The organism is Pseudomonas sp. SWRI81, from assembly GCF_014268545.1.
Classification (GTDB): domain Bacteria; phylum Pseudomonadota; class Gammaproteobacteria; order Pseudomonadales; family Pseudomonadaceae; genus Aquipseudomonas; species Aquipseudomonas hamedanensis.
In genome coordinates, this window is sequence record NZ_JABWQS010000032.1 from 25960 (window position 1) to 49929 (window position 23970).

Genomic DNA, 23970 nt, shown 5'->3' on the forward strand with positions numbered 1-23970 from the left:
CTGCTTTCTCGGTGTAACAGTCATACCGCGTGCAATGAATTGGCGACTGCTGCGCAGCCGAACGGGGATAAATCCCCTCACCACAGTGGCTTTCCAGCTCGGGTAATCTGTTCGCCTCAGATCGGTCTCCAGCGTAGGATAGCCGTCATCTTTTCCAGTCTTGTTATCGGAGTTGCCCATGAGCGCCGTCACTCGCGCAGCGGTGGAAGCCGTCCTCAGCCAATACACCGACCCCTACCTGAACCAGGACCCGGTCAGCGCCGGTTGTGTGAAAAACATCGAGATCGTCGGTGATCGCGTCAATGTGCAGATGGAAATCGGTTATGCCGCCGGCCTGTTCAAGAGCGGTTGGGCGCAACTTCTGCAACTGGCCATTGAAAACATCGAAGGCGTGGTGATTGCTCGCGTCGAAGTGACCAGCGTGATCGCCGCGCACAAGGCCCAGGCGCAGATTCCGGGGCTGGCCAACGTCAAGAACGTGGTCGCGGTGGCGTCCGGCAAGGGCGGCGTGGGCAAATCGACCACCGCCGCCAACCTCGCGCTGGCGCTGGCCCGCGAAGGCGCGAAGGTGGGCATTCTCGACGCCGATATCTACGGCCCGAGCCAGGGCATCATGTTCGGCATTCCCGAGCGCACCCGCCCGGAGGTCAAGGATCAGAAGTGGTTCGTGCCACTCAAGGCCCATGGCGTGGAAGTCATGTCCATGGCGTTCCTGACCGACGACAACACGCCGATGGTCTGGCGCGGGCCGATGGTTTCCGGGGCGTTGCTGCAACTGGTCACACAAACCGCGTGGGGCGACCTGGACTATCTGGTGATCGACATGCCGCCGGGCACCGGTGATATCCAACTGACCCTGGCGCAGAAAGTCCCGGTGGCGGGCGCGGTGATTGTCACCACGCCGCAGGATCTGGCGCTGCTCGATGCGCGCAAGGGCGTGGAAATGTTCCGCAAGGTCAACATTCCGGTGCTGGGCGTGGTGGAAAACATGGCGGTGCACATCTGCTCGAACTGCGGCCATGCCGAGCATTTGTTCGGTGAAGGCGGCGGTGAGAAACTGGCGACCCAGTACGGCGTCGAATTACTGGCCTCGCTACCACTGTCGATGCTGATCCGTGAGCAGGCCGACGGTGGCAAACCTACGGTGATCGCCGAGCCGGACAGCCAGATTGCCATGGTCTATCAGGAACTGGCCCGCCACGTTGGCGCGCGCATTGTGTTGCAGGAAGCGGCAACGCCGGCGATGCCGAATATCACCATCAGCGACGATTAAACAAACGCTGGATAAAAATGTGGGAGCGGGCTTGCTCGCGAACGCGGTGTGTCATTCAACTGATTAGTTGTCTGACCCAACGCGTTCGCGAGCAAGCCCGCTCCCACAGTTGTTTTGTATCGTCGGTTAGATCCGCAACCCGCCATCCATCTCCAGAATCCGCCCGGTGTAATAGTCGTTTTCGAAGATGTACGCCGCCGAATGGGCGATCTCTTCCGGCCTGCCCATGCGCTTGAGGGGAATCCCCGAAGTCATCTTCTCCAGCGCTTCCGGCTTCATTCCCAGCGTCATCTCGGTTTCGATAAAGCCCGGTGCAATGCCCGCTACGCGAATGCCGTAGCGCGCCAGTTCTTTCGCCCAGGTCACGGTCGCCGCCGCCACGCCGGCCTTGGCTGCGGAATAGTTGGTCTGGCCAACATTGCCCGCACGAGAAATGGACGAAATGTTGATAATCGCGCCGCTATTCTTTAACTCGACCATTTTCGCCGCCACCTCACGGGTGCAGAGGAAAACACCGGTCAGGTTGACGTCGATCACCGCCTGCCACTGGGCCAGGCTCATCTTGGTCATTTCGCCATCCTTGACCTTCAATAGCAGGCCATCGCGCAGGATGCCGGCATTGTTGATCAGACCGTGAATCGCGCCGAAATCGGCGGCGACCTGAGCAACCATGTGCTCGACCTGCTCTTCATTGGCGACGTTGCACAGGTAGCTGCGCGCTTCGACACCCTTGGCTTTGCACGCGGCCACGGCGTCTTCGAGTTTTTCCTGGTTCAGATCGACCAAGGCCAGTTTCGCGCCTTTGCCGGCGAAATACTCAGCCATGGAACGGCCCAAACCCTGGCAACCGCCGGTGATAATGATTACTTTGTCGTTGAGTTGCATTCGCATGTCTCGCTGGCAGGTCTGAGTTGTTTTTGTTGTCGGCAACGCTCGCTCGGCACCGGTCCAGGCCAGGTTGCCCATGAGCATTACCCGATACGTGCCGGTTACTTTTATCCGCGCGCCTGTCCGTTTTCTAGACGGAATCCATTTAAGGAGTCATAAATTGAGCGTTGAAGTGGCGAAGAATGCCCGAGAATTGCTTCTCAAGGAATACCGCGGAGTGCTGTCGACTCACTCCAAGTCGATGCCGGGATTTCCTTTTGGCTCCGTTGTGCCGTATTGCCTGGACGAGCAGGGCCGTCCGCTGATCCTGATCAGCCGCATTGCCCAGCACACGCACAATCTGCAAAAAGATCCGAAGTGTTCGATGCTGGTCGGCGAACGTGAAGCCGACGACGTGCAGGCTGTCGGGCGTCTGACGTATTTGGCCGAAGCGCAAAAGCTGGAAGATCCTGCCACCATTGATGCCGCCGCCGAGCGTTATTACCGTTACTTCCCGGATTCGCAGAACTATCACAAGGCCCATGACTTTGATTTCTGGGTGCTCAATCCGGTGCGTCACCGCTACATCGGCGGTTTCGGTGCGATCCACTGGGTTGAGAATCTGACCCTGGCCAATCCGTTCGCCGGCAAGGCTGAGATCAGCATGGTCGAGCACATGAACAGTGACCACGCCAAGGCCATCGCCCATTACGTCGAACTCGCCGGGCTGCCGAGTACCGTGCCGGCGCAACTGGCCGGGATCGACAGTGAGGGTATGCACCTGCGCATTGGTCAGGCGGTGTATTGGTTGCCCTTCGCAGCGCCATGTAATACGCCGACACAAGTACGCGAGACCTTGGTTTCTCTGGCTCACGCCGCATCCTGGCCAAAAAATACGGCAGATTAAGCTTGAATTCACGCAAGGGCGACGTCATCTAAGGCTTACTGCAAGGCATTTCTTGCGTTGAGGAAACTTTGATGCGCCCTTTTCTGTTGCTCTTTCTGCTGTTTCCAGTGCTGGAGCTGTTCGTATTCGTCAAAGTGGCAGGGGCGATCGGGTTTTTCCCGGCCCTGCTGCTGATCATTGTCGGCTCGATGTTCGGTGTGTTTGTGTTGCGCATCGCCGGTCTGGCCACGGCACTGCGTGCCCGTGAAAGCCTGAACCGCGGCGAACTGCCCGCACAAACCATGCTCGAAGGCCTGATGCTGGCACTGGCCGGTGGCTTGTTGATCATTCCGGGTTTCATCAGCGATGTGGTGGGTCTGGTGATGCTGTTGCCGTTCACTCGTCGTCGGCTGGCAAACAAAATGCGCCAGCGCGCCGAAGACCAGGCCATGCGCCAACGCGCCTTCGCCGACGACCTGCAATCGCGTGGCGGTCCTGCGCCGCGCGAGCCGCTGGGACGCGAGCCGAATGTGATCGAAGGTGAGTTCGAACACCGCGACCACAAGTAACCTCTGCATCGACACGGCACCTTCGGGTGCCGTGTTCGTTTGCGCACTTTTTTACGCTGCCGCGATGAAAAATTTTTTCCGTCAGCCCTTGTAATCGGCTTGTACGCCCCTATGTATCGGTCACCGAAAGGTTTCCGGTATTCAAACCGGACAGACTTGCGCGGTTCGCTCGACGGACCGCAACCGGCGCAGGCCGGATTCGTTAAACCCGCCGGGACTACACCGGCCGATGAAAACCACAATTAGGAGAGATCGACAATGAAGCTTCGTCCTCTGCATGACCGCGTCGTTATCCGTCGCAGCGAAGAAGAAAAGAAAACCGCTGGCGGTATCGTCCTGCCAGGTTCGGCTGCTGAAAAAGCCAACCACGGTGTGATTCTGGCTGCGGGTCCAGGCAAGGCACTGGAAAACGGTGAAGTACGTGCGCTGGCCGTGAAAGTGGGTGACAAGGTTGTTTTCGGCCCTTACTCCGGCAGCAACACTGTGAAAGTCGACGGCGAAGACCTGCTGGTAATGAGCGAGAACGAAATTCTCGCCGTTCTGGAAGACTGATTTCCCGTTCATTTTCCCGTTACTACAAAGTATTTAAGGAATATCGATCATGGCTGCTAAAGAAGTTAAATTCGGCGATTCCGCCCGCTCCAAGATGCTCAAAGGCGTCAACGTTCTGGCTGACGCGGTAAAAGCGACCCTGGGCCCGAAAGGCCGTAACGTGATCATCGAGAAAAGCTTCGGCGCTCCGACCATCACCAAGGATGGCGTTTCCGTAGCAAAAGAAATCGAACTGGAAGACCGTTTCGAAAACATGGGCGCGCAGCTGGTCAAAGACGTTGCCTCCCGTGCCAACGATGACGCAGGCGACGGCACCACCACCGCTACCGTTCTGGCTCAGGCAATCGTCAACGAGGGCTACAAGGCCGTCGCTGCCGGCATGAACCCAATGGACCTCAAGCGCGGTATCGACAAGGCAACCATCGCCATCGTTGCCGAGCTGAAAAAACTGTCCAAGCCATGCGCTGACACCAAGGCTATTGCTCAGGTAGGCACCATCTCTGCCAACTCCGACAGCTCCATCGGCGACATCATTGCCGAAGCCATGGAAAAAGTCGGCAAAGAAGGCGTGATCACCGTTGAAGAAGGCTCGGGCCTGGAAAACGAACTGTCGGTTGTAGAAGGCATGCAGTTCGACCGTGGCTACCTGTCGCCGTACTTCGTCAACAAGCCAGACACCATGGTTGCCGAGCTGGACAGCCCGCTGATCCTGCTGGTCGACAAAAAAATCTCCAACATCCGTGAAATGCTGCCAGTACTGGAAGCCGTTGCCAAAGCCGGCCGTCCGCTGCTGATCGTTTCCGAAGACGTTGAAGGCGAAGCCCTGGCGACGCTGGTTGTGAACAACATGCGTGGCATCGTCAAAGTCGCGGCCGTCAAGGCTCCAGGTTTCGGCGACCGTCGCAAGGCCATGCTGCAGGACATCGCTGTTCTGACCGGCGGTACTGTCATCTCCGAAGAGATCGGCCTGAGCCTCGAAAGCGCCACCCTGGAAAACCTGGGTAGCGCCAAGCGCGTGACCATCTCCAAGGAAAACACCATCATCGTTGACGGTGCTGGCGTGCAGGCAGACATCGAAGGCCGTATCGCTCAGATCCGCGCCCAGGTTGCCGAAACTTCCTCGGACTACGACCGTGAAAAACTGCAAGAGCGTCTGGCCAAGCTGTCCGGCGGCGTTGCAGTGATCAAGGTTGGCGCCGGTTCCGAAGTTGAAATGAAAGAGAAGAAAGCCCGCGTTGAAGACGCCCTGCACGCAACCCGTGCAGCCGTTGAAGAAGGCGTGGTGCCTGGCGGTGGCGTTGCGCTGATCCGTGCTCTGGAAGCCTTGACCGGTCTGACCGGCGACAACGCTGACCAGAACGTCGGCATCGCGGTGCTGCGTCGCGCTGTTGAAGCGCCGCTGCGTCAGATCGCTGCCAACTCCGGTGACGAGCCAAGTGTTGTCGTCAACGAAGTGAAGAACGGCAAAGGTAACTACGGTTACAACGCCGCTTCCGGCGAATACGGCGACATGATCGAACTGGGCATTCTGGACCCAACCAAGGTGACTCGTTCGGCGCTGCAGGCAGCATCCTCCATCGGCGGTCTGATCCTGACCACTGAAGCGGCGATCGCTGATGCACCGAAGAAAGAAGGCTCGGCTGGCGGCGGTATGCCAGACATGGGCGGCATGGGTGGCATGGGCGGCATGATGTAAGCCAGCCCTGGCCCTGTAACGAAAAACCCCGCTGGCGAAAATCAGCGGGGTTTTTTATTGCCCAGATTTCAGCTTCACACCGATCCCCTGTAGGAGTGAGCTTGCTCGCGATAGCGGTGTGTCATTCAAATAGTCAGTGACTGACACACCGCTATCGCGAGCAAGCTCACTCCTACATTGAATGTGTGTTTCAGGCGTTGATCGGGTGTGGATTCATTGCCGTCGCAGCCTTGCTCGCCGGACGATAAAGCACCCAGTAATACGCCCCCAGACAAATCAGCCAGCAAAAAATCGCCGTCCACACGTTGTGCGAAAAGAAGTGTGCGCCCTGCATCATGCGGCTGATCGAGAACACCGAACCCAGCGCAAAGGCAAAGACAAACGCTTGCCGCGCCAGTCTTGGACGACGGTCGCGCAGCACGAAGAACAGCGCAAACAAGGTGAACCCCGTTGCGGCATGACCGCCGGGCCAGCACCGTCCTGGCTTGTCGGTGGCCGGGCGATGTTCCATCAGTTTGCTGTAGGTTTCATGGCCGCCGAATTGCTCCAGGCTCCACGGGCATTGCACCGCGGTCACCGCTTTGACGGGCGTCACGAACGAGGTGGCCAAACCGAGCGACAGCACCAGGCAACCCAGTTCGCGCTTGAACGGCTTGAGCCGGTCGAGGAAAAAAGTGCCGACGAAGCCAAGGATGGCAAACACCGAGAACGCGATCACCACCTGTTTGGCCCGGTCATGCAGGATGTCTTCGAGAAAGTAGCTATGGCGTCCGATAAAATCACCGGCAACCGGGTCGTAGAACAGGCGCGCCAGGGTCATATCCAGATCGGTCAGTTCCAGCAACACCAGCATGATCGCCGCGGCGATGGGAATGCCCAGGCACAGCCACAAATTCAATGGCCTGGAAATGGGGCGGGCAGAGGTCGTTACCATGGGGTTTTTCCTGGGTCGGTCAGTGTGTTCTAAGTGCGCAACCGCGCGGAGTCTGCCGCCCTCGGCGTCGGCGAATCGTTAACCGAAAGTGAAAAAAGCGTTGCGTGCAGCAATCAGCATCTTTCTCGCGAAACAACCCGACACATGCCTAGCTCTAGGCCACACTTGGCCGTAAGCTGCGCGGGCCAAGACGGCCGCTACCCCGTTCGGAGGAGGTACCCATGCGTATTCTGCTGGTTGAAGACAACCGCGACATCCTGGCCAATCTGGCCGATTATCTGGGCCTCAAAGGCTATACCGTCGACTGCGCACAAGACGGCCTGTCGGGCCTGCATCTGGCGGCCACTGAGCATTACGACCTGATCGTGCTCGACATCATGCTGCCCGGTATCGATGGCTACACCCTGTGCAAGCGTCTGCGTGAAGACGCCCGGCGCGACACCCCGGTGATCATGCTCACCGCCCGCGATCAGCTGGATGACCGTTTGCAGGGCTTCAAGTCCGGAGCCGACGATTACCTGATCAAGCCCTTCGCCCTGTCGGAGCTCGCCGCGCGTGTCGAAGCCGTGATGCGCCGCGCCCAGGGCGGCGGACGGCGTGCCTTGCAGGTCGGTGACCTGAGCTACGACCTCGATACCCTGGAAGTGACCCGCGACGGCAAGCTGCTGAAACTCAACCCGGTTGGCCTCAAATTGTTGGCGGTGTTGATGCAAAAGAGCCCGCACGTCTTGCGCCGGGAAATTCTCGAAGAGGCCTTGTGGGGCGATGATTGCCCGGACAGCGACAGCCTGCGCAGCCATGTCCATCAGTTGCGCCAAGTGATCGACAAACCGTTTGCCAAGCCGCTGCTGCACACCGTGCACGGAGTCGGTTACCGCTTGGCCGATGCCTGATGGAGTTCAGGCAAAGTCTTTCCCAGCGGATCATCATTGCCTTTGCGCTGATGAGCGCGCTGGTGGCGGGGGCCTTCGCCATGGGCATCGTCGCGACGGTGCACCTGGTCGAAGAAAAACTGATATCGGCAGGCTTGGGCGGTGACCTCCAACGCCTGCTGTTGATGGACAACGTCTCGGACTGGAGCCATCGGCCGGAGCCGGATCAGTTGTTCTATTTCAGTGGCGGCCCTGGTGATTTCGAGCTGCCCAAGGACCTGCGTCATCTGGATTCGGGTTTCCACGAAGTCTTTCGCGAGCAACTGTCCTACCACGCGATGGTCGAGATCGTGGATGGCCGTCGCTACGTGCTGCTGCAGGATCAAAGCGATTTCGAGGAGCGCGAGCGCGTGCTGTTCGCCGTGGTCCTGGTGGGTTTCGTGCTCAGCCTGGCACTGGCGGTGTTTCTCGGCTGGGTACTCGCGCGCAAGGTGATGGCGCCGGTGGTGCGCCTGGCGCGCCAGGTCCGCCATCGCGACCAGTTGCTCGGGCTGGCGCCACCGTTGGCGCCGGATTATGCGGCTGACGAGGTCGGTGAGTTGGCAGTAGCGTTCGATGCCACGTTGGGGCGCTTGCGTCAGGCATTGACGCGTGAGCGACTGTTCACCAGCGACGTCAGCCATGAGTTACGCACGCCGTTGATGGTGTTGGCCAGCTCCTGCGAACTGCTGCTGGAAAATCCGGGTATCGACCAGCGCGGTCGGGCTCAGGTGGAGCGCATTGCTCGAGCCAGTGAAGAGATGCGCGAGCTGGTGCAAACCTTTCTGATGCTGGCCCGCGCGCAGAACGAAGAACCTGGCGCGGCACCGCAGCAAAACCTCACGCAGGTGGCGCAAAGCTTGCTCTGCCTGTGGCGTGAGCCGATCGAACGCAAGGGCCTGACATTGCTGTTCGAGCCGGGCAACCCAGCGGATAGCCGTTACAACGCGACGTTGCTCAACGCGGTCATGGGCAACCTGCTGCGCAACGCGCTGCATTACACCGAACAGGGTTTCATTCGCCTGACGCTCACTGCCAACGGCTTTATCGTCGAGGATTCCGGCGTTGGCATCCCTGAAGAAAAGCGCGAGGCGATGTTCGAACCGTTCGTGCGCGGCAGCGAAAAACGCGGCGAGGGCCTGGGGCTTGGCCTGTCGCTGGTGCAGCGCATCTGCGAAAACCAGAGCTGGACCGTGAGTCTCAGCACGATGGAGCCCAATGGCTGCCGATTCGAGGTAGATCTTGGCGGGAATGGACGCAAATAGTCGCTTCAGGCTACTCCCGCGCACCTGTCTAAATCCTGTATAACGTTGTAATAATTTGTCGGTTTACCTTACATTTTTTTCACAATTGGATGACCTGACGCTGACACGCCACTGATTAAGGTGGCGTCATCAGACATTCAGGAGTCCAGATGATGGCCGACCCGATCAAGCTCGATTTTTCCGAAAAGTACGACGACCAGCACGCACAGCGATACCTGCGCAAGCACAAGGAAAGTCTGGGCCGTCGTCTGTCCCACTGGCGCGATGAGCAATTGGCACGCAAGGCCCTGGCACTGGCGGGTGACCCTGGCCTGGTGCTGGATCTACCCTGCGGTGCCGGGCGGTTCTGGCCGCTGCTGGCAGAAAAACCCAACCGGGTGATCATCGGCGCGGACAACTCCGAATCGATGATCAAAACGGCGTTGCAAGGGCAACCGGCCGATGTGGTAAAGCGGGTTCAGCCGTTGCACACCTCGGCGTTTGATATCGCCCTGCCGGATAACGCGGTCGACAGCATTTTCTGCATGCGTCTGCTGCACCATATCGGTGAGTCCGAGCACCGTCAGGTGATCCTGCGCGAGTTCGAACGGGTAACCCGCGACAGTGTGATTGTTTCCTTGTGGGTCGACGGCAATTTCAAAGCCTGGAAGCGCAAGCGCGCCGAGCTGGATCGCCCGAATCGCGACTACCAGAATCGTTTTCTGATTCCGGCGGCGACGATCGAAAAAGAATTTGAACAGGCCGGTTTCCGCATTCAGGAACAACTGGACTTTATTCCGCTCTATGCGATGTGGCGGGTTTACGTATTACGCAAGAGGTAGAGGATGGCAGTGCAAGCAGCGGTTGAAGCGGATGTCGCAGCACAGGATCGTTTCGATTACTACTGGAACCAGCGTGGCGAATGGGTTGAAGAACCCAACGTGCGGCGCGGTGGCGAAAGTGGTGTGCAACGCGTGGTCGGGCGTGACGGCCAACTGCTGTACGCCAAGCGCCAGACGGGGCACATCTACCGCAGTTGGCTGCACCCGTTCGGCCGTCCGACCGTATTGCGTGAACTGGATGCGCTGACCGGCGTCAGCAAGCTGGGCGTGCGCGTCCCCGAGATCGTGTTTTGTGGTGCACAGCCTGATCCGCAGCACAAATGGCGCGCGTTGCTGGTGACCAGGTCCCTCGACGGTTTCCAGGAGCTGGAGCACTGGCTGGCCGCTGCTGGCGGTCGCGATCAGTGTGGCGACGGAATCTTTGAGCGGGTGCTCAAGGATCTGGCCGAGAATCTGGCACGCATGCACAAGGGCCGCTGGCAACACAGCTGCATTTACATCAAGCACGTATTTGTCCGGGTGACCGGTGAAGGCGAAGCGGCCAAGGTCGAAGTGGCATTGATCGATCTGGAAAAATGCCGTCAGCGTCTGACCGCCTATCGCGCAGCGCAGCATGACATGAAGCAATTGCGGCGCCATTCGTCGTTCCGCGAAGCCGACTGGAAAAAACTCGTCTATTTTTATGAGACGGCGTTTGGCAGCGCTATCAAAGGTTTATAGCGATGAAACTCGAAATTGCACGAGGTATGTTCCTGGTAGGGGCCTTGGCAGTTGCTTCTCTGGCGGTGGCGGCCTGGGAGCAGCCGCGCATGCAGGTCATCGGCGCGTCTGAAACAGACGCTCACTGCGCGGCACCACGGGTGGCGAAGGCCTCCGTGGCAACCCAACCCGATCATGATCTGCTGTTGTTCATGTTTGGTTTGTCCCAAGGCATGAGGCCTGCCAGTTGAAACGATCGAAGCCCAAATAAAAGGCCTCGCAAATGCGAGGCCTTTCTTATTTTCGGTATTCGGGCCAATACATATCCTCTGTGGGAGCGGGCTTGCTCGCGAACGCGGTGTGTCGATTGACGAAGATGTCGACTGACACACCGCATTCGCGCTCCCACAGGGGGGACATAGGCGTTATTTGCGATCCGGTTTCGCCAGGAACGTATAGACGCACGGCAAGACAAACAGCGTAAACAGCGTACCGATCGACATCCCCGTGGCAATCACCATGCCGATATCAAAGCGGCTGACCGCACCCGCCCCGGTCGCCAGAATCAGCGGCACCATGCCGAACACCATCGCCGCTGTGGTCATGAGCACCGGGCGCAAGCGAATCGCTGCGGCTTCTTCCACCGCCTCTCGCGCCGTCAGGCCCCTGTCCTTGCGCAACTGGTTGGCGAACTCGACGATCAGAATGCCGTGTTTGCTGATCAGGCCAATCAGCGTCACCAACCCGACCTGGGTGTAGATGTTCATGCTCGACCAGCCGAGGAACAGCGGAATCAGCGCGCCGCAAATCGACAGCGGCACGGTGACCAATATCACCAAAGGATCGCGGAAGCTTTCGAACTGCGCCGCCAGCACCAGAAAAATGATCGCCAGCGCCAGGGTGAAAGTCACCCACAACGCGCTGCCTTCCTGCACGTATTGGCGCGAAGCACCGCCGTAGTCGAAGGCAAACCCGGCCGGCGCTTCTTCCCGGGCGATCTGCAGAACGGTGTCAATCGCTTCGCCCATGCTCACCAGCGGAAAGCCGGAAATCTTCGCCGCATTGAGCTGCTGGAACTGATTGAGTTGGCGCGGCCGCGCACGGTCGCTGACCTTGATCAGGGTCGACAGTGGCAGTAACTCGCCCTGGGTATTTTTCACGTAGTAATTGTTCAGCCACCCCGGATTGTCGCGGTAGGCTCGCTCGACCTGCGCGATCACCTTGTAGCTGCGCCCGTCGATGGTGAAACGGTTGATTTCCGCCTCACCGAGCAATGTCGCCAGCGTGCCGCCGAGGTCGAGCATCGACACACCCATCTGCGCGGCCTTGGCGCGGTCGATATCGACCACCACTTCCGGTTTGTCAAAGGCCAGGTCGAGGTCGACGAAAGCGAATTTGCCCGATTCCATGGCGCGTTTCTTGATCCGGTCGGCGACTTGCAGCAGCAGCTCATAGTCGTTGGCGGTATTGACGACGAATTCGAACGGCAAACCTTCACCGGTGCCGGGCAGGGAGGGCAGGTTGAAACCGAAGATCTGCAAGCCGGAAATGCCTTCCAGTTTGCTCTGCACCTCGGGAAGGATTTCCATCTGGGTGCGGCTGCGCTCGTTCCATGGCTTGAGCAGGAAACCGCCGATCCCGGCCTGCACGCCGTTGTAGCCGTTGATCTGGAACGAGGAGTAGTACTCGGGAAACGCTTTGAAGATGGTAATGAATTCGTCGGTGTAGGCGCTCAGGTAATCAAGGTTGGTCGGCTGCGGCGCGCTGGCCATCATGAAAATGATGCCCTGGTCTTCGTCCGGCGCCAGTTCCGACTTGGTGAACTTGAGGAACACCGGGATCAGGCACAACACGATCAGCGCGAACACCAGCACCACCGGGCGGGTGTTGAGCGTGCCGTGGAGCATGCTTTGATAGCGGCGCTTGAGGCTGTCGAAGATGCGGTCCAGGCGATGGGCCAGGCCGCTGGGGTTTTCTTCGTGGCGCAGCAAGTAGGCGCACATCATCGGCGACAGCGTCAGGGCGACGATGCCGGAAATCACCACCGCACCGGCCAGGGTCAGCGCGAACTCCTTGAACAGCGCCCCGGTCAGTCCGGTGAGGAAACCGATCGGCGCGTACACCGCCGCCAGGGTGATGGTCATCGATACCACGGGCATGGCTATTTCCCGGGCGCCTTCCAGCGCAGCATCGAACGGCGTCTTGCCTTCTTCGATGTGCCGATGGATGTTTTCCACCACGACAATCGCATCATCCACCACCAGACCGATGGCCAACACCATCGCCAGCAGCGTCAGCAGGTTCATCGAGTACCCCATCATCTGCATGAAGAACATCACGCCGATCATCGACAATGGAATGGTCACCACCGGGATCACCACCGAGCGCAACGCCCCGAGGAACAGGAACACCACGACGATAACGATCAGCACTGCTTCGAACAGGGTTTTCACCACCTCGTCGATGGACGCCTGAATAAACAGCGTGGCGTCGTAGGCGATTTCGCTTTTGAGGTTCGGCGGCAGCTGTGCTTCCAGCTCGGGCATCAGCTTGCGTACTTCCTTGATCACGTCCAGCGGGTTGGCCCCCGGCGTGGCCTTGATGCCGATGTACACCGAGGGCGTGCCGCCGAACGAACTGATCGTGTCGTAGTTTTCCGCGCCCATTTCCACCCGCGCCACATCGCTGAGCAGCACGCGGCTGTCGCCATCGACCTTGAGCGGAATCGCCGCAAAGGCTTCGGCGGATTTCAGTTCGGTGTTGGCGTTGATGCTGGTGACGGTGTATTCACCTTTCACTTCGCCGGCAGCGGAGAGGAAGTTGTACTGGCGCACCGCAGCGGTCACGTCGGCGGCGCTGAGGCCGAAGCCGGCGAGTTTCACCGGGTCGAGCCACAGGCGCATGGCGAACACCTGGTTGCCGAGAATTTCCGCTTCGGCCATGCCCGGCAGGGTTGCCAGTTTCGGCTGGATCACCCGGGACAGGTAGTCGGTGATCTGCGGGTTGCTCAAATCCTTGCTGAAGAAGCTGATGTACATCAGCGCCGAGGCGTCGGCGGACTCTTTGCTCAGCACCGGATCTTCGGCGTCCTGTGGCAGCTTGTTCTTGACCTCGTTGGCCTTGGCCAGCAACTCGGTAAACAAGCGGTCAGTGTTGGCACCGATGCGCGCGTAGATCGAGATCGTCGAGAAGTTCTGCCGGCTGACCGAGGTCATGTAGTCGATGCCTTCGGCGCTCGCCAGACTCTGCTGCATCGGCTGGGTGATATAGCCCTGAATGGTTTCCGCGTTGGCCCCGGGGTACGCCGTGGTCACGGTGATCAGGGCGTTTTCCATTTGTGGATATTGGCGCAGCGGCAGCTTGCTCCAGGCCTGGAAGCCCAGCAGCACAATCAGCAGGCTGACCACGGTGGCCAGCACCGGGCGGCGGATGAACGGATCGGTAAAAGCCATGGGGATTCCTTGATCAGTCGGCGCGGGGCGGACTGTTCTGCTCGCCGAGGGTCTTGTCGGCGCTGATGGCAATGCGCGCGCCGTTGTCCAGTTTGATCTGGCCGGCCGTCACGACCTGCTCGCCGTTCTGCACGCCCTTGTTGATCAACACCAGGCCATCACGGCGTTCGCCGGTCTCGATAAAGCGCCGTTCGGCGATCAGCACCGGTTGGTCCTTGTCGTCTTTTTCGACGCTGCCGTCCTCGGCCTTCTTCTGTGCGACCACGTAGACCGAGTTGCCGTAGAGCGTGTAAGTGATTGCGCTTTCCGGCACCACGATGTGTTTCTGCTGATCCGGCAGCAGCACCTGGAGGCTGGCGAACATGCCCGGCAGCAGTTTGCCGTCGGGGTTGGCCAGGGTGGCGCGGACCAGAATGTTGCGCGTGGTGCTTTCGACGATCGGGTTGATCGCGCTGATCTTGCCGGCGAAGTTCTGCCCGGGGTACGCGGCGACGCTGATCTGTACGGGTTGGCCGACGGCGAGTTTCGGCACCGATTGTTCGGGCACGTAAAAGTCGGCGTAGAGGCTGCTCAAATCCTGCAACGTGGCAATTCGGGTGCCGCTGGCGAGGTAGTCGCCGACGTCGACCTGACGGATGCCGATGGTGCCGCTGAAGGGCGCGAGGATGCGTTTTTTCGCCAGGGAGGCGTTGAGCTGATTGACCGTGGCCTTGTTCTTTTGCAGCACGGCGGAGAGGCGGTCGTATTCGCCCTTGGAGATGGCGCGGCTGTCGACCAGTTGGCTGCCCCGCGCGAAATCCAGTTGCGCCAGCCCGAGGTCAGCCCGGGCGGTTTCCAGCAGAGCGGTTTCGACGGCGCTGTCGAGTTGCAGCAGCGGTTGCCCGGCCTTGACCTTCTGTCCGGATTCGAACTTCAGTTCAGTGACGGTGCCGGCGACTTCCAGACTCAGCTCCACGCCTTGCAACGCCTTGAGCGTGCCGACGGTGGGCAAGCGCATCTGCCACGGCTGTTCGCTGGCATTGGCGACGGCGACACTGATCGGTGGCTTGGGCTTGGAGAAGCCCTGGATCATCGTGTAGATCGAAAAGGCCTTGTAACCGCCCAGTACCAGGACGATCAGCAAAACAACACCCAACATGATCAGCATGCGGCGACGCAGCATATGTCCAGTTCCTTGGATAAATCATGAGACAGGCGGGCACATTACTCCGAGTGCAGGGGGGATTCCAACTGGCAGTTGTTACAGGTGCTGCTGGACACCATCCTGTGGCGAGGGGATTCATCCCCGCTGGGTGGCGAAGCCGCCCCAAGACCTGAGATCACGGTCTGTCTGTCAAACCTTGTCGGATGGTTCTGGGGCGGCTTCGCCACCCAGCGGGGATAAATCCCCTCGCCACAGGGCGGGGGCCATCCAGAGGTGGGGCGTTATCAGGCCATCAAGTGAAGATGGTTGTCCCAGAGCCCCGCCGGCAATTCCAGCGGCTTGGCCAGCAACTGATCCTGACGGCAATCGTAGTAGCGGCAACGGCCCTGTCCCGAGGTCACCACGAAACCGTCCTTCACCGCACCGACGCCAGCGCAATCCGGCAACGGCGCATCAAGGCGAACCTCTGCGCTGTCCAGATCCCAGATAAAGAAGCGGTTGCCGCGCGGAGCGGTCAGGGCGACCAGACGCAGCTCGCTGTGCACGGCGACGCTGGCGGTGTAATGCCCCATCGCCTGCAACTGATGTTCGGCTACCGGGAACGCCACGAACGGTTGCCCTGGCCGCTTGATCGCCAACAGCTCCGAGCGCTCATGGGACGGGCCCATGAATTGCTGGCCGGCAACGATGGTGCCGTCGCTGGCGATGCCCAGATGGCGCACGCTGTTCATCTGCTGGGCAAGGGTTTCCTTGCTCAGCAGCGTACCGTCGCGTTGCATCAGGACCAGGCTCGGCTCCATGGCGTCGAGGTTCATGTCGACGCGGCTTTCCGCCTCGGTGCGAATCCCGCCGTTGGCCACCACCAGCGTCTCACCGTCAGGCATCCATGACACCTGATGCGGACCGAGGCCGTGGGTGGAGATCTCGCCTGTGTGCAGCAGCCGTTCGCCGTCGAACTTGTACACCCCGAGCAAACCACGGCCAGGCTCGGTCGTGTCGTTTTCAGTGGCGTACAGGTATTCGCCGTCCTTGTGCACCACGGCGTGGCCGTAAAAGTGCCGGTTCGGCTGCGACGTCACGGTCTGCAACAGCTTGCCGTCGCGCAGGTCGATCAGGTAACTCTCGGTGCCCGGACGCCGTGCGACGAACAGTGCCAGCGGCTGCGTCGGGTGGTTGATGATGTCGTGGCAACGCTGACCGACGTGGGTGGCGAACACCCGCGTGCCGTCGAGGCGATAGCCGACCGCGTAATGCTTGCCATCGGTGTCGTCGCGCGCCGACAGCAACAGCGGGCTCTGATCCTTGCGTTTGAACAGCGTCCAGCCGCCCAGCGTCACTGCTCCCAGCAGTGCACTTCCTAAAGTCAGCACCTGACGTCGCAGCATGGCACTCGCCCTCATCAGTCACCGTCGTTGGCGTTGAAGCCCAGTTGGATGCCCAGCGCCTTGGCCAGCTCGCCTTCATGCAGGCGATGGACGACGTTGAGGCTGTCGTAGATGTCGTTGAGCTGCTGGCGACCGGCGTCGTCCTGAAGCATTTCAGTCAGCGAACGCTGGGTGCTGTCAAACAGCTTCAGCGACGCGGCATAAGCGGCGTCGATCTTGTCCGCCAGCGGCTTCTGCTCGGCGGGCAACAGACCGCGCAGACCTTTGTTGTCGACGCCTTCCCAGACGGTTTTGGCGGCGGCAAGGCTGGCTTCCAGCGCCGTCAGCGACGACTGGCTGCGCCACGCATCGGCCTGGAACGGTTGCGGTACGCCTTTGCTCTGACGGCCCATCGGCGTGCCGAGTTTTTTCTTCAGGGTGTCCAGCGCTGTCACTTGTACGCGCAGCAGATCGGCGATCGCTTCGTGGGAGTCGGCATAGCGCTGGTTAGGGAATTTGCTCATCTGCGCGAGCATGCCGTCGGTGTTGTTCCAGCCTTGCAGGATCTCTTCGGCCAGTTGCTTCTGACGTTCGCCGATGGCGATCAGCAGCGGGCAGTACTTGGCTTTCTGCGCCTCGTTGGCGACGTCAGGCTTGGCATCGAACAGAATGTATTCGTAGGCCGACAGGCCTTGCACCACGACGCTGGATTTGGCCAGGGCGGCGGCATCGATCTGCGGCTGGGCGGTGACCAATTGCTCGACCTGACGGCCGACGAGGTTTTTCTTGTCCGGCCAGAACTGCACCTGCCACGAACGGTTGCCTTCGGCCAGCGGGCCGATCAGCAGCGGTTGCAGCTCGGCCCAGGCTTTCTGCGCATGCAGGAAATCGGCGCGGGCGGTTTCCAGGGTTTCCTTGCCCTGGCAGTAGGCGAGGGCGCTGACCGCCAGTTGCTTGTCGGCTTCGACCCAGCGGGTGTAGGTCGGCAGGATCACCGATTTGGCGATGGCCGCCGAGGTGACCGCTTGCGGGTCCTGCGGCGAGCAGGCGCCGAGGGCGAGCGCGGCAAGGCTGGTGAACAATAATTTGGGACGGAACATGTCGGGCTCCCGATGCTTTTTCAGAATTTAAAGTGAGTTCAGAAACGCCAGCAGCGCAGCGCGTTGCTCGGCATTGAAAGACAAAACCTGTTGCTGCGCAGCCGTCGCTTCGCCGCCATGCCACAGCACGGCTTCGAGCAGATTGCGGGCGCGACCGTCATGCAAGAATTGCGTGTGACCACTGACCGCTTGCGTCAGGCCGATCCCCCACAACGGCGGCGTGCGCCAGTCGCGGCCGGAGGCCTGGAATTCACTGCGGTGATCGGCCAGACCTTCGCCCATGTCATGCAGCAGCAAATCGCTGTACGGACGAATCACCTGGTTGGCCAGTTCCGGTTCGGCGGCATTGGCGGCGGTGGTGTATTTCGGCGTATGGCACGACTGGCAACCCGCCTGGAAGAACAGATTCTTGCCGGCCAGCACCTGCGGGTCGCCGACGCCACGGCGCGCCGGGACCGCCAGGTTGCGGCTGTAGAACAGCACCAGCCGCAGGATGTTATCGCTGACTTCCGGTTCGCCGTCCGGGCCGTTGCCGTTCGGCGCCTGTTTGCAGGCGGTTTGCGCGTCGGTGCAGTCGTCGAACGGCCGCAGGCTGGTGGTCAGGCCCATGTCACCAGAGAACGCATGAACGTTCTGTTGATTGAGGTTCGGTTGTCCGGCCTTCCAGCCGAATCGACCGATGACGGTTTTCTGTAACTGATCATCCCAGACCCGGTTGGGTCGACCGTTGATGCCGTTTTTCGCTTTGGCCTGGGCAGCGGCGTTGGCAAGGATCGCTTCTTCCGGGATGGCTTCGAGAAGGCCCAGGCCGATCATCGGCGGCGCGACCCGCGCGGAGAAACGTGTGTCCGGGTGCATCGGACCGTAACCGAGCTGGGTGATCTGCAGCGTCGGCTTGCGCAGCTCGATCTCGGTGCCATCCTTGAAGCGCACCGGCACCGGCGTGTAGTCGACCCGCACTTTGCCTTCCGGGGCGACACCGGGCACGGCCATGTCCTGGAACTGTCCGCCATAGACCGGCTCCGGCACCACGCCGAGCTGCTCGATGACCTTGGCATAGGGCGGCGCGTCGGGAATCGACAGGCGCACCAGCATCGACACCGCATTGGTTGCATCAGGTGCGGGCGGATGACCGCGACCGTCCTTGATGTGGCAGTTCTGGCAGGCGTTGGTGTTGAAGAGTGGGCCGAGACCGTCGCGCGCAGTGGTGGTCGATGGCGCGATCACCCAAGGGCTGCGAAAGAAGCTGTTGCCGACACTGAAATCCACCCGCCGCGACGGCGGCAGGTTGGCCGAGGGCAGGGAGAAGGCGTTCTGATCGCTCTTGCGCACGGTCGCTGCACCGCCCGAACGCGCTTCACCGGGCTCGGCCTCGGTAAAACGCGGGGCGTCATCGCAGGCACTCAGGCCCAGGGCCAGCAACAGTGCGGACAAGCGAAGCGGCAACGACGGCATCAGACATCCTGCAAACGGGCGAAAACAAAGGCGCAAAGTCTAACAGGGCGAGGGGGATTGAATAAGAGGAATTATCGTTTGCTTGATACAACGCAAATCTGCAGACCGATGCAAAACCCCTGTAGGAGTGAGCCTGCTCGCGATAGCGGTGTCTCAGTTACGAATTCATCAACTGACAGTCTCCTATCGCGAGCAGGCTCACTCCTACAGGGGGCGATGAACATCAGACATTTAGTGGTGATCCCACAAGGATCAGTGGTGCGGCAGGTATGAAAAAGGCGACCCGAAGGTCGCCTCTTTTTGACGCGCACGCTTCGATCAGAACTCGTGATCGGCGTTGTCCGGGTTCAGGTCGCTGATGCCCAGTTTGCCAGCCGCGGCTTCGATCGAGCCGGTCTGCTTGACCAATGCGGCGATGGCGTCGCGAACGATCTGGTTGCCAGCGGTGTTGCCGGCAGCGATCAACTGGTCGTAATGCTCACCCTTGTTGGCGTGATCGACCATGACCTGGATTTTCGCTTCGGTCGCGGCCAGATCGGCTTTCAGTGCGCTGTCGGCGGCCGGGTCGGCCTTGGCCACCAGCGACGACAGGCTGGCGCCGGTCAGCTTGGTGCCGTCCACACGGGTGTACTCGCCCAGATAAACGTTACGGATACCCTTGGCGTCGTAGAAGTGCGAGTAGTGGGTGTTGTCGCTGAAGCAATCCTGTTCGTCTTCAGGCGAGTTGGCTTCCAGGGAAACCTTCATGCGCTCGCCGGCCAGTTCACCCAGCGACAGGCTGCCCATGCCGAAAAGCATTTTGCGCAGGCCGCTTTCGCCAGGCTCGGCTTCCAGGGTGGCGCGATAGTTGTCGGCCACGTTCGGTTTCCAGTTGCCGACCATTTCTTCCAGATCGCTGACCAGCAGTTGGGTCACGGCTTTGAGATAGGCACGACGACGCTCGTTGTGACCGCCAGTGGCGCCGGCGCCTTCCAGGTAGTCCGAGGCCGGACGGTTGCCAGCGCCAGGGCCGGTGCCGTTGAGGTCCTGGCCCCAGAGCAGGAATTCGATGGCGTGGTAGCCGGTGGCGACGTTGGCTTCGGAGCCGCCCAGCTCGTTGAGGCTGGCGAGTTTCTCCGCGGTGATGTCTTTGACGTCGACCTTGTCTTCGCCGACCTGGACTTCGGTGTTGGCGATGATGTTGGCGGTGGCACCCGGGTTACCCAGTGCGTGCTCGTAGGATTTGTCGACGTAGTCGATCAGGCCTTCGTCCAGTGGCCAGGCGTTAACCTGACCTTCCCAATCGTCAATGATGGTGTTGCCGAAGCGGAACACTTCGCTTTGCAGATACGGTACGCGCGCGGCGACCCAGGCAGCCTTGGCGGCTTTCAGGGTGTCGGCGTTCGGTTTGGCGAGGAACGCGTCGATGGCGCTCTGCAGGGTTTTCGCGGTGGATTCGGCATCGCTGTAGACGGCGAAGACCATGTCGGCGTAGTGCGCGACCACAGCCTTGGCCGCGGCGTCGTCGACTTTACCGGCAGCAGGAGCAGGCGTAGCGGCAGGGGCTGGAGCAGCGCTGCTGGAAGCCGGCGTCATCTCTGAGGCTTTTTCTTTGTCCTTGCCTTCGCCGCAACCGGCGAGGGAAATAGCGATGGCCAGCAGACTGGCGGTAGCCAGAGGCATACGAATCATGGCGAACATCCTGCTTCGGTAGTTGAGTGGACTGGCGCCGGGGGCGCGCAAAACTGCGACATAATGCAAATCTTTCGCATTATGTGTAAAGGGAGTGTCTGGAAATATTTCTTATTTGCGCTTAAAGATCAAAAGATCGCAGCCTCGTTGCCCTGTAGGAGCTGTCGAGTGAAACGAGGCTGCGATCTTCTGCTTTTATAAAATAGCCGCATTGCTGCGTTGGGCCTGCTTGAGATAAACCGTCAGCTCCCGCGCCGGCAACGGTTTGCTGTAGTGATAACCCTGACCTTCATGGCAACCTTCGGAAATGATGTAAGACTCCTGCTCCGCGGTTTCCACGCCTTCGGCAATCACCTGCATGCCCAGACTCTTGCCCAGTTGAATGATCGCGCGAACGATGGTCGCGTCATCGTCGTCATCGAGCAGATCCTGGACAAAGCTCTTGTCGATCTTGATCTTGTCCAGCGGCAGGCTTTTCAGATAGCTCAACGATGAATAGCCAGTGCCGAAGTCATCGATGGCGATCAACGCACCGGAGCGGCGCAGGCTCAGCAGGTGCTGGGCGGCGGTGGTGATGTCTTCCATCAGGCCGGTTTCGGTGACTTCCAGTTCGAGGCTGCGCGGCGGCAGGCGGTACATCTGCAACAGGTTGTTGACCACTCGTGGCAACTCGGCGTGATGCAGTTGCACGGTCGACAGGTTGACCGCCATGCGCAGGTCGACAAAGCCCTGGTCGTGCCAGTCGCGCAATTGCTTGCAAGCCTGGTCGAGCACCCATTCGCCGATGGCAATGATGGTGCCGTTCTGTTCGGCCAACGGAATGAACAGGTCCGGCGGTACCAGGCCATGTTCCGGGTGCTGCCAGCGGATCAGCGCCTCGACGCCGACCACGCGGTGATCGCGGTAGCTGATCTGAGGCTGATAGACGAGATAGAACTGGTCGCGGATCAACGCATCGCGCAGGTCTTTTTCCAGTTCACGGCGGCGACGCATCTCGCTGTCGACGCTGGCGATGTAAAACTGATAGCGATTGCGCGACCGGGTCTTGGCCAGCGTCATGGTCTGCTCGGCTTTTTGCAACAGCTTCTCGGTACTGTCGCCGTCCTCCGGAAACAGGGTGATGCCAATGGTCGCGCGCAGGCGGATCTCCTGATGATCGAGGGCAAACGGTGCCTCAAGGTCATCGAGAATACTTTGTGCCAGTTCTGCGGCTTCGTACGGCTGCTCAATGTCGGCCTGCACCAGCGCGAACTGGTCGCCACCGAGGCGGGCGAGGGCGCCCAGGCGTCCGCTGTGGGCGCGCAGGCGATCGGCCAGGGCCAGCAGCAATTGGTCGCCGGTCTGGTAGCTGAACTGCTCGTTGATGCCCTTGAAATCATCCAGCCCTACACACAGCACGGCGACGCGTCGTTGCAGCTTGCCGGCGTCGACCAGAATCTTGTCCAGTTGCTGCTGTAATTGCTGGCGGTTCGGCAGGCCGGTGAGGAAGTCGTACTGGGCCATGCGCAGGAGGCTGTTTTCCGCCTCGTGGCGCAGATGGGTGTTGCGTTCGATGGACTCGAGCAACTGGTTGGCGGTGTTGATCCACAGTCCCAGCTCGTTTTTTTCGTGGCCCTTGATCTGTGGAATCTTGTGTTCGCTGGGACGATCCGGATTGATCTCGGTGAGGTGCTCGATGATGCGCGACAGCGGTTTGGTCAGCAGCCAGTGATAGACCAGATACAACACCAGCCCCAAGGCCAGCGCGCGCAGTACCCCGGAAATGAAAATGATCACCGAGCTGACGATAAAGCCTTCGCCATAGGTGGCGGTGTCGAGGGTGATACTCAGGTCCCCGTAATACTCGCTGTACGGCCCGCGCCCCACCAATTGGGTGGTGAAGGTGCGTTCCTGGCCAAGAATAAGGTCGGTCAGCCAGCGGCTGTTGGAATGCTGCAGGTCGCGGGATTTCTGCGCGAGCATGGCTTCGTTGGGATGGCCGATGGACGCCTGACGCACTGCATCATCCTGAAACAGGCCTTCGATCACTTGCATGCCCATTTCCCGGTCCAGGCTGTAAACGGCTTGGGTCGAGGGATCGCGGAACATGTCGAGGATGCGTTCGGCGTCGCCGGCCACCGCCTGGCGGGTTTTATAGGCATCGAACACAATCTGCGCGCAGCTCAAGACTACGCCGACGATCAATGCCGACAGGAGCACGACCCGGAGCAACTTCACCGACAAGCTGTTCTTGAGTTCCAGCTTCAAAGGGGTATTCCTTGTTCCGTGCGGGTAGCGTCAAGTTGCCATGAGTATTGGCAATCCCGGGGTAGCAGTCAAAGGGACAATCGGGCCGAGCAGGATTTGACTGAGGTCTTGGCCGCCATACTGCCTTTGGAGTATTAGCTCTGAATTCACTGTGTCGGTAATGGTCGCCCTCAACTTGAGCGCAGCGAAGGATATTTTTGACTGATGGTAGTGCGCTGTGACGCCTTGGCAAACGGCGCGAAGCTGCTTTTGGCGTAGGATAATCACCCGGCGCGGGCATAAAAAAACCCGGCAAAGCCGGGTTTTTGTCTGGCGCGCAGCTTAAGCGGTGAAGGTTTTGCCTTCGAACTGCTCAGCGACGAACTTCCAGTTGACCAGGTTCCAGAACGCTTCAACGTACTTTGGACGCAGGTTGCGGTAGTCGATGTAGTAAGCGTGCTCCCAGACGTCACAGGTCAGCAGCGGGGTGTCGCCGCTGGTCAGCGGGTTGCCGGCGCCGATGGTGCTGGCCAGGGCCAGGGAACCGTCAGCCTTTTTCACCAGCCAGCCCCAGCCGGAACCGAAGGTGCCGATCGAGGTTTTGCTGAACTCTTCCTTGAACTTGTCGAACGAACCGAAGGCTGCGTTGATGGCATCTGCCAGTGCGCCGGTTGGCTGACCGCCGGCGTTTGGCGCCAGGCAGTTCCAGTAGAAGGTGTGGTTCCAGACCTGAGCGGCGTTGTTGAAGATGCCGCCCGAGGAAGTCTTGACGATTTCTTCCAGGGTCTTGCCTTCGAACTCAGTGCCTGGCACCAGGTTGTTCAGGTTCACGACGTAGGTGTTGTGGTGCTTGTCGTGGTGAAATTCCAGGGTTTCCTTGGAAATGTGCGGCTGCAGGGCATCGTGTGCGTAAGGCAGCGGCGGCAATTCGAAAGCCATGATGATTCTCCTAATCAGGTCTGTTGCGGTGAGCGCAAGGCCGATCACGGGCGGCCAGAAATGCACCGGCGAGTTTTTACTCTTTGCGGCGCAGGGTTCGGATCATAGCACCGGGGTTGCGGCTTAACCACGCAACAACTGTGTGG

Annotated in this window: 20 protein-coding genes; 10 read left to right on the top strand and 10 right to left on the bottom strand. The window is 60.1% G+C overall.

Annotation, left to right across the window (positions count from 1 at the left end; translation table 11 throughout):
- The first annotated feature begins 178 nt into the window (after nucleotides 1-178).
- Nucleotides 179-1273 carry an iron-sulfur cluster carrier protein ApbC gene (gene apbC, locus HU765_RS18920; protein WP_186550059.1) on the top strand — a complete coding sequence of 365 codons (1095 nt, stop codon included), beginning with the start codon at nucleotides 179-181 and terminating at the stop codon, nucleotides 1271-1273.
- Nucleotides 1274-1399: 126 nt separating this feature from the next.
- Here the strand turns inward: apbC and HU765_RS18925 are convergent, their stop codons facing one another.
- Nucleotides 1400-2158 (bottom strand): SDR family oxidoreductase, encoded by a 759-nt coding sequence (locus HU765_RS18925; RefSeq protein WP_186622266.1) that lies wholly within the window; start codon nucleotides 2156-2158, stop codon nucleotides 1400-1402.
- A gap of 163 nt (nucleotides 2159-2321) precedes the next feature.
- Here HU765_RS18925 and HU765_RS18930 point away from each other — a divergent pair, with 163 nt between their 5' ends.
- The 4 genes from HU765_RS18930 (at nucleotide 2322) to groL (ending at nucleotide 5843) form a co-directional block, all read left to right on the top strand.
- Complete coding sequence (locus tag HU765_RS18930) at nucleotides 2322-3047, top strand: HugZ family protein (RefSeq protein ID WP_186622268.1); 726 nt, start codon at nucleotides 2322-2324, stop codon at nucleotides 3045-3047.
- A gap of 71 nt (nucleotides 3048-3118) precedes the next feature.
- The gene (locus HU765_RS18935; RefSeq protein ID WP_186622270.1) at nucleotides 3119-3595 is read left to right on the top strand and encodes an FxsA family protein; all 477 of its coding nucleotides are present in this window, start codon (nucleotides 3119-3121) and stop codon (nucleotides 3593-3595) included.
- Nucleotides 3596-3853: 258 nt separating this feature from the next.
- Entirely contained in the window at nucleotides 3854-4147 is a 294-nt protein-coding gene (locus tag HU765_RS18940) for a co-chaperone GroES (RefSeq protein WP_057723898.1), read from the top strand.
- Between the two features lie 49 nt (nucleotides 4148-4196).
- Nucleotides 4197-5843 (top strand): chaperonin GroEL, encoded by a 1647-nt coding sequence (groL, locus tag HU765_RS18945; protein ID WP_186530161.1) that lies wholly within the window; start codon nucleotides 4197-4199, stop codon nucleotides 5841-5843.
- A gap of 190 nt (nucleotides 5844-6033) precedes the next feature.
- Here groL and HU765_RS18950 read toward each other — a convergent pair whose 3' ends face one another.
- Nucleotides 6034-6777, bottom strand: a complete 744-nt coding sequence (locus HU765_RS18950) for a phosphatase PAP2 family protein (RefSeq protein WP_186622272.1) — start codon at nucleotides 6775-6777, stop codon at nucleotides 6034-6036.
- 221 nt (nucleotides 6778-6998) lie between these two features.
- Here HU765_RS18950 and colR point away from each other — a divergent pair, with 221 nt between their 5' ends.
- The 5 genes from colR (at nucleotide 6999) to HU765_RS18975 (ending at nucleotide 10724) form a co-directional block, all read left to right on the top strand.
- Nucleotides 6999-7670, top strand: a complete 672-nt coding sequence (gene colR / locus HU765_RS18955) for a two-component system response regulator ColR (RefSeq protein ID WP_186622274.1) — start codon at nucleotides 6999-7001, stop codon at nucleotides 7668-7670.
- Nucleotides 7670-8953, top strand: coding sequence for a HAMP domain-containing sensor histidine kinase (locus tag HU765_RS18960; protein WP_186622276.1), 1284 nt, complete (start codon nucleotides 7670-7672; stop codon nucleotides 8951-8953). Before colR ends, HU765_RS18960 begins: the two co-directional genes overlap by 1 nt.
- Nucleotides 8954-9105: 152 nt before the next feature.
- Entirely contained in the window at nucleotides 9106-9774 is a 669-nt protein-coding gene (locus HU765_RS18965) for a class I SAM-dependent methyltransferase (protein WP_186550071.1), read from the top strand.
- A 3-nt stretch (nucleotides 9775-9777) separates the two neighbouring features.
- Nucleotides 9778-10494: a lipopolysaccharide kinase InaA family protein gene (locus HU765_RS18970; protein ID WP_186622279.1), complete on the top strand. Its 717-nt coding sequence runs from the start codon at nucleotides 9778-9780 to the stop codon at nucleotides 10492-10494.
- Nucleotides 10495-10496: 2 nt separating this feature from the next.
- Nucleotides 10497-10724, top strand: a complete 228-nt coding sequence (locus tag HU765_RS18975) for a hypothetical protein (RefSeq protein ID WP_186550075.1) — start codon at nucleotides 10497-10499, stop codon at nucleotides 10722-10724.
- Between the two features lie 174 nt (nucleotides 10725-10898).
- Here HU765_RS18975 and HU765_RS18980 read toward each other — a convergent pair whose 3' ends face one another.
- From HU765_RS18980 to HU765_RS19015, 8 genes are all read right to left on the bottom strand, one after another.
- A complete protein-coding gene (locus HU765_RS18980) occupies nucleotides 10899-13925 on the bottom strand; it encodes a multidrug efflux RND transporter permease subunit (protein ID WP_186622280.1) in 3027 nt (1008 codons plus the stop codon).
- Nucleotides 13926-13938: 13 nt separating this feature from the next.
- Nucleotides 13939-15087, bottom strand: a complete 1149-nt coding sequence (locus HU765_RS18985; RefSeq protein ID WP_186622281.1) for an efflux RND transporter periplasmic adaptor subunit — start codon at nucleotides 15085-15087, stop codon at nucleotides 13939-13941.
- Between the two features lie 266 nt (nucleotides 15088-15353).
- The gene (locus tag HU765_RS18990; protein WP_186622282.1) at nucleotides 15354-16454 is read right to left on the bottom strand and encodes a DUF1513 domain-containing protein; all 1101 of its coding nucleotides are present in this window, start codon (nucleotides 16452-16454) and stop codon (nucleotides 15354-15356) included.
- Between the two features lie 14 nt (nucleotides 16455-16468).
- On the bottom strand, nucleotides 16469-17533 hold the full coding sequence (locus tag HU765_RS18995; RefSeq protein WP_186622283.1) for an imelysin family protein: 1065 nt from the start codon (nucleotides 17531-17533) through the stop codon (nucleotides 16469-16471).
- 27 nt (nucleotides 17534-17560) lie between these two features.
- Entirely contained in the window at nucleotides 17561-18988 is a 1428-nt protein-coding gene (locus tag HU765_RS19000; RefSeq protein ID WP_186550086.1) for a di-heme oxidoredictase family protein, read from the bottom strand.
- A 318-nt stretch (nucleotides 18989-19306) separates the two neighbouring features.
- Nucleotides 19307-20659, bottom strand: a complete 1353-nt coding sequence (locus HU765_RS19005; RefSeq protein ID WP_186550088.1) for an imelysin family protein — start codon at nucleotides 20657-20659, stop codon at nucleotides 19307-19309.
- A gap of 195 nt (nucleotides 20660-20854) precedes the next feature.
- Entirely contained in the window at nucleotides 20855-22906 is a 2052-nt protein-coding gene (locus tag HU765_RS19010; RefSeq protein WP_186622284.1) for a bifunctional diguanylate cyclase/phosphodiesterase, read from the bottom strand.
- Nucleotides 22907-23227: 321 nt separating this feature from the next.
- Nucleotides 23228-23824: a Fe-Mn family superoxide dismutase gene (locus HU765_RS19015; protein WP_016773431.1), complete on the bottom strand. Its 597-nt coding sequence runs from the start codon at nucleotides 23822-23824 to the stop codon at nucleotides 23228-23230.
- Nucleotides 23825-23970: the final 146 nt, after the last annotated feature.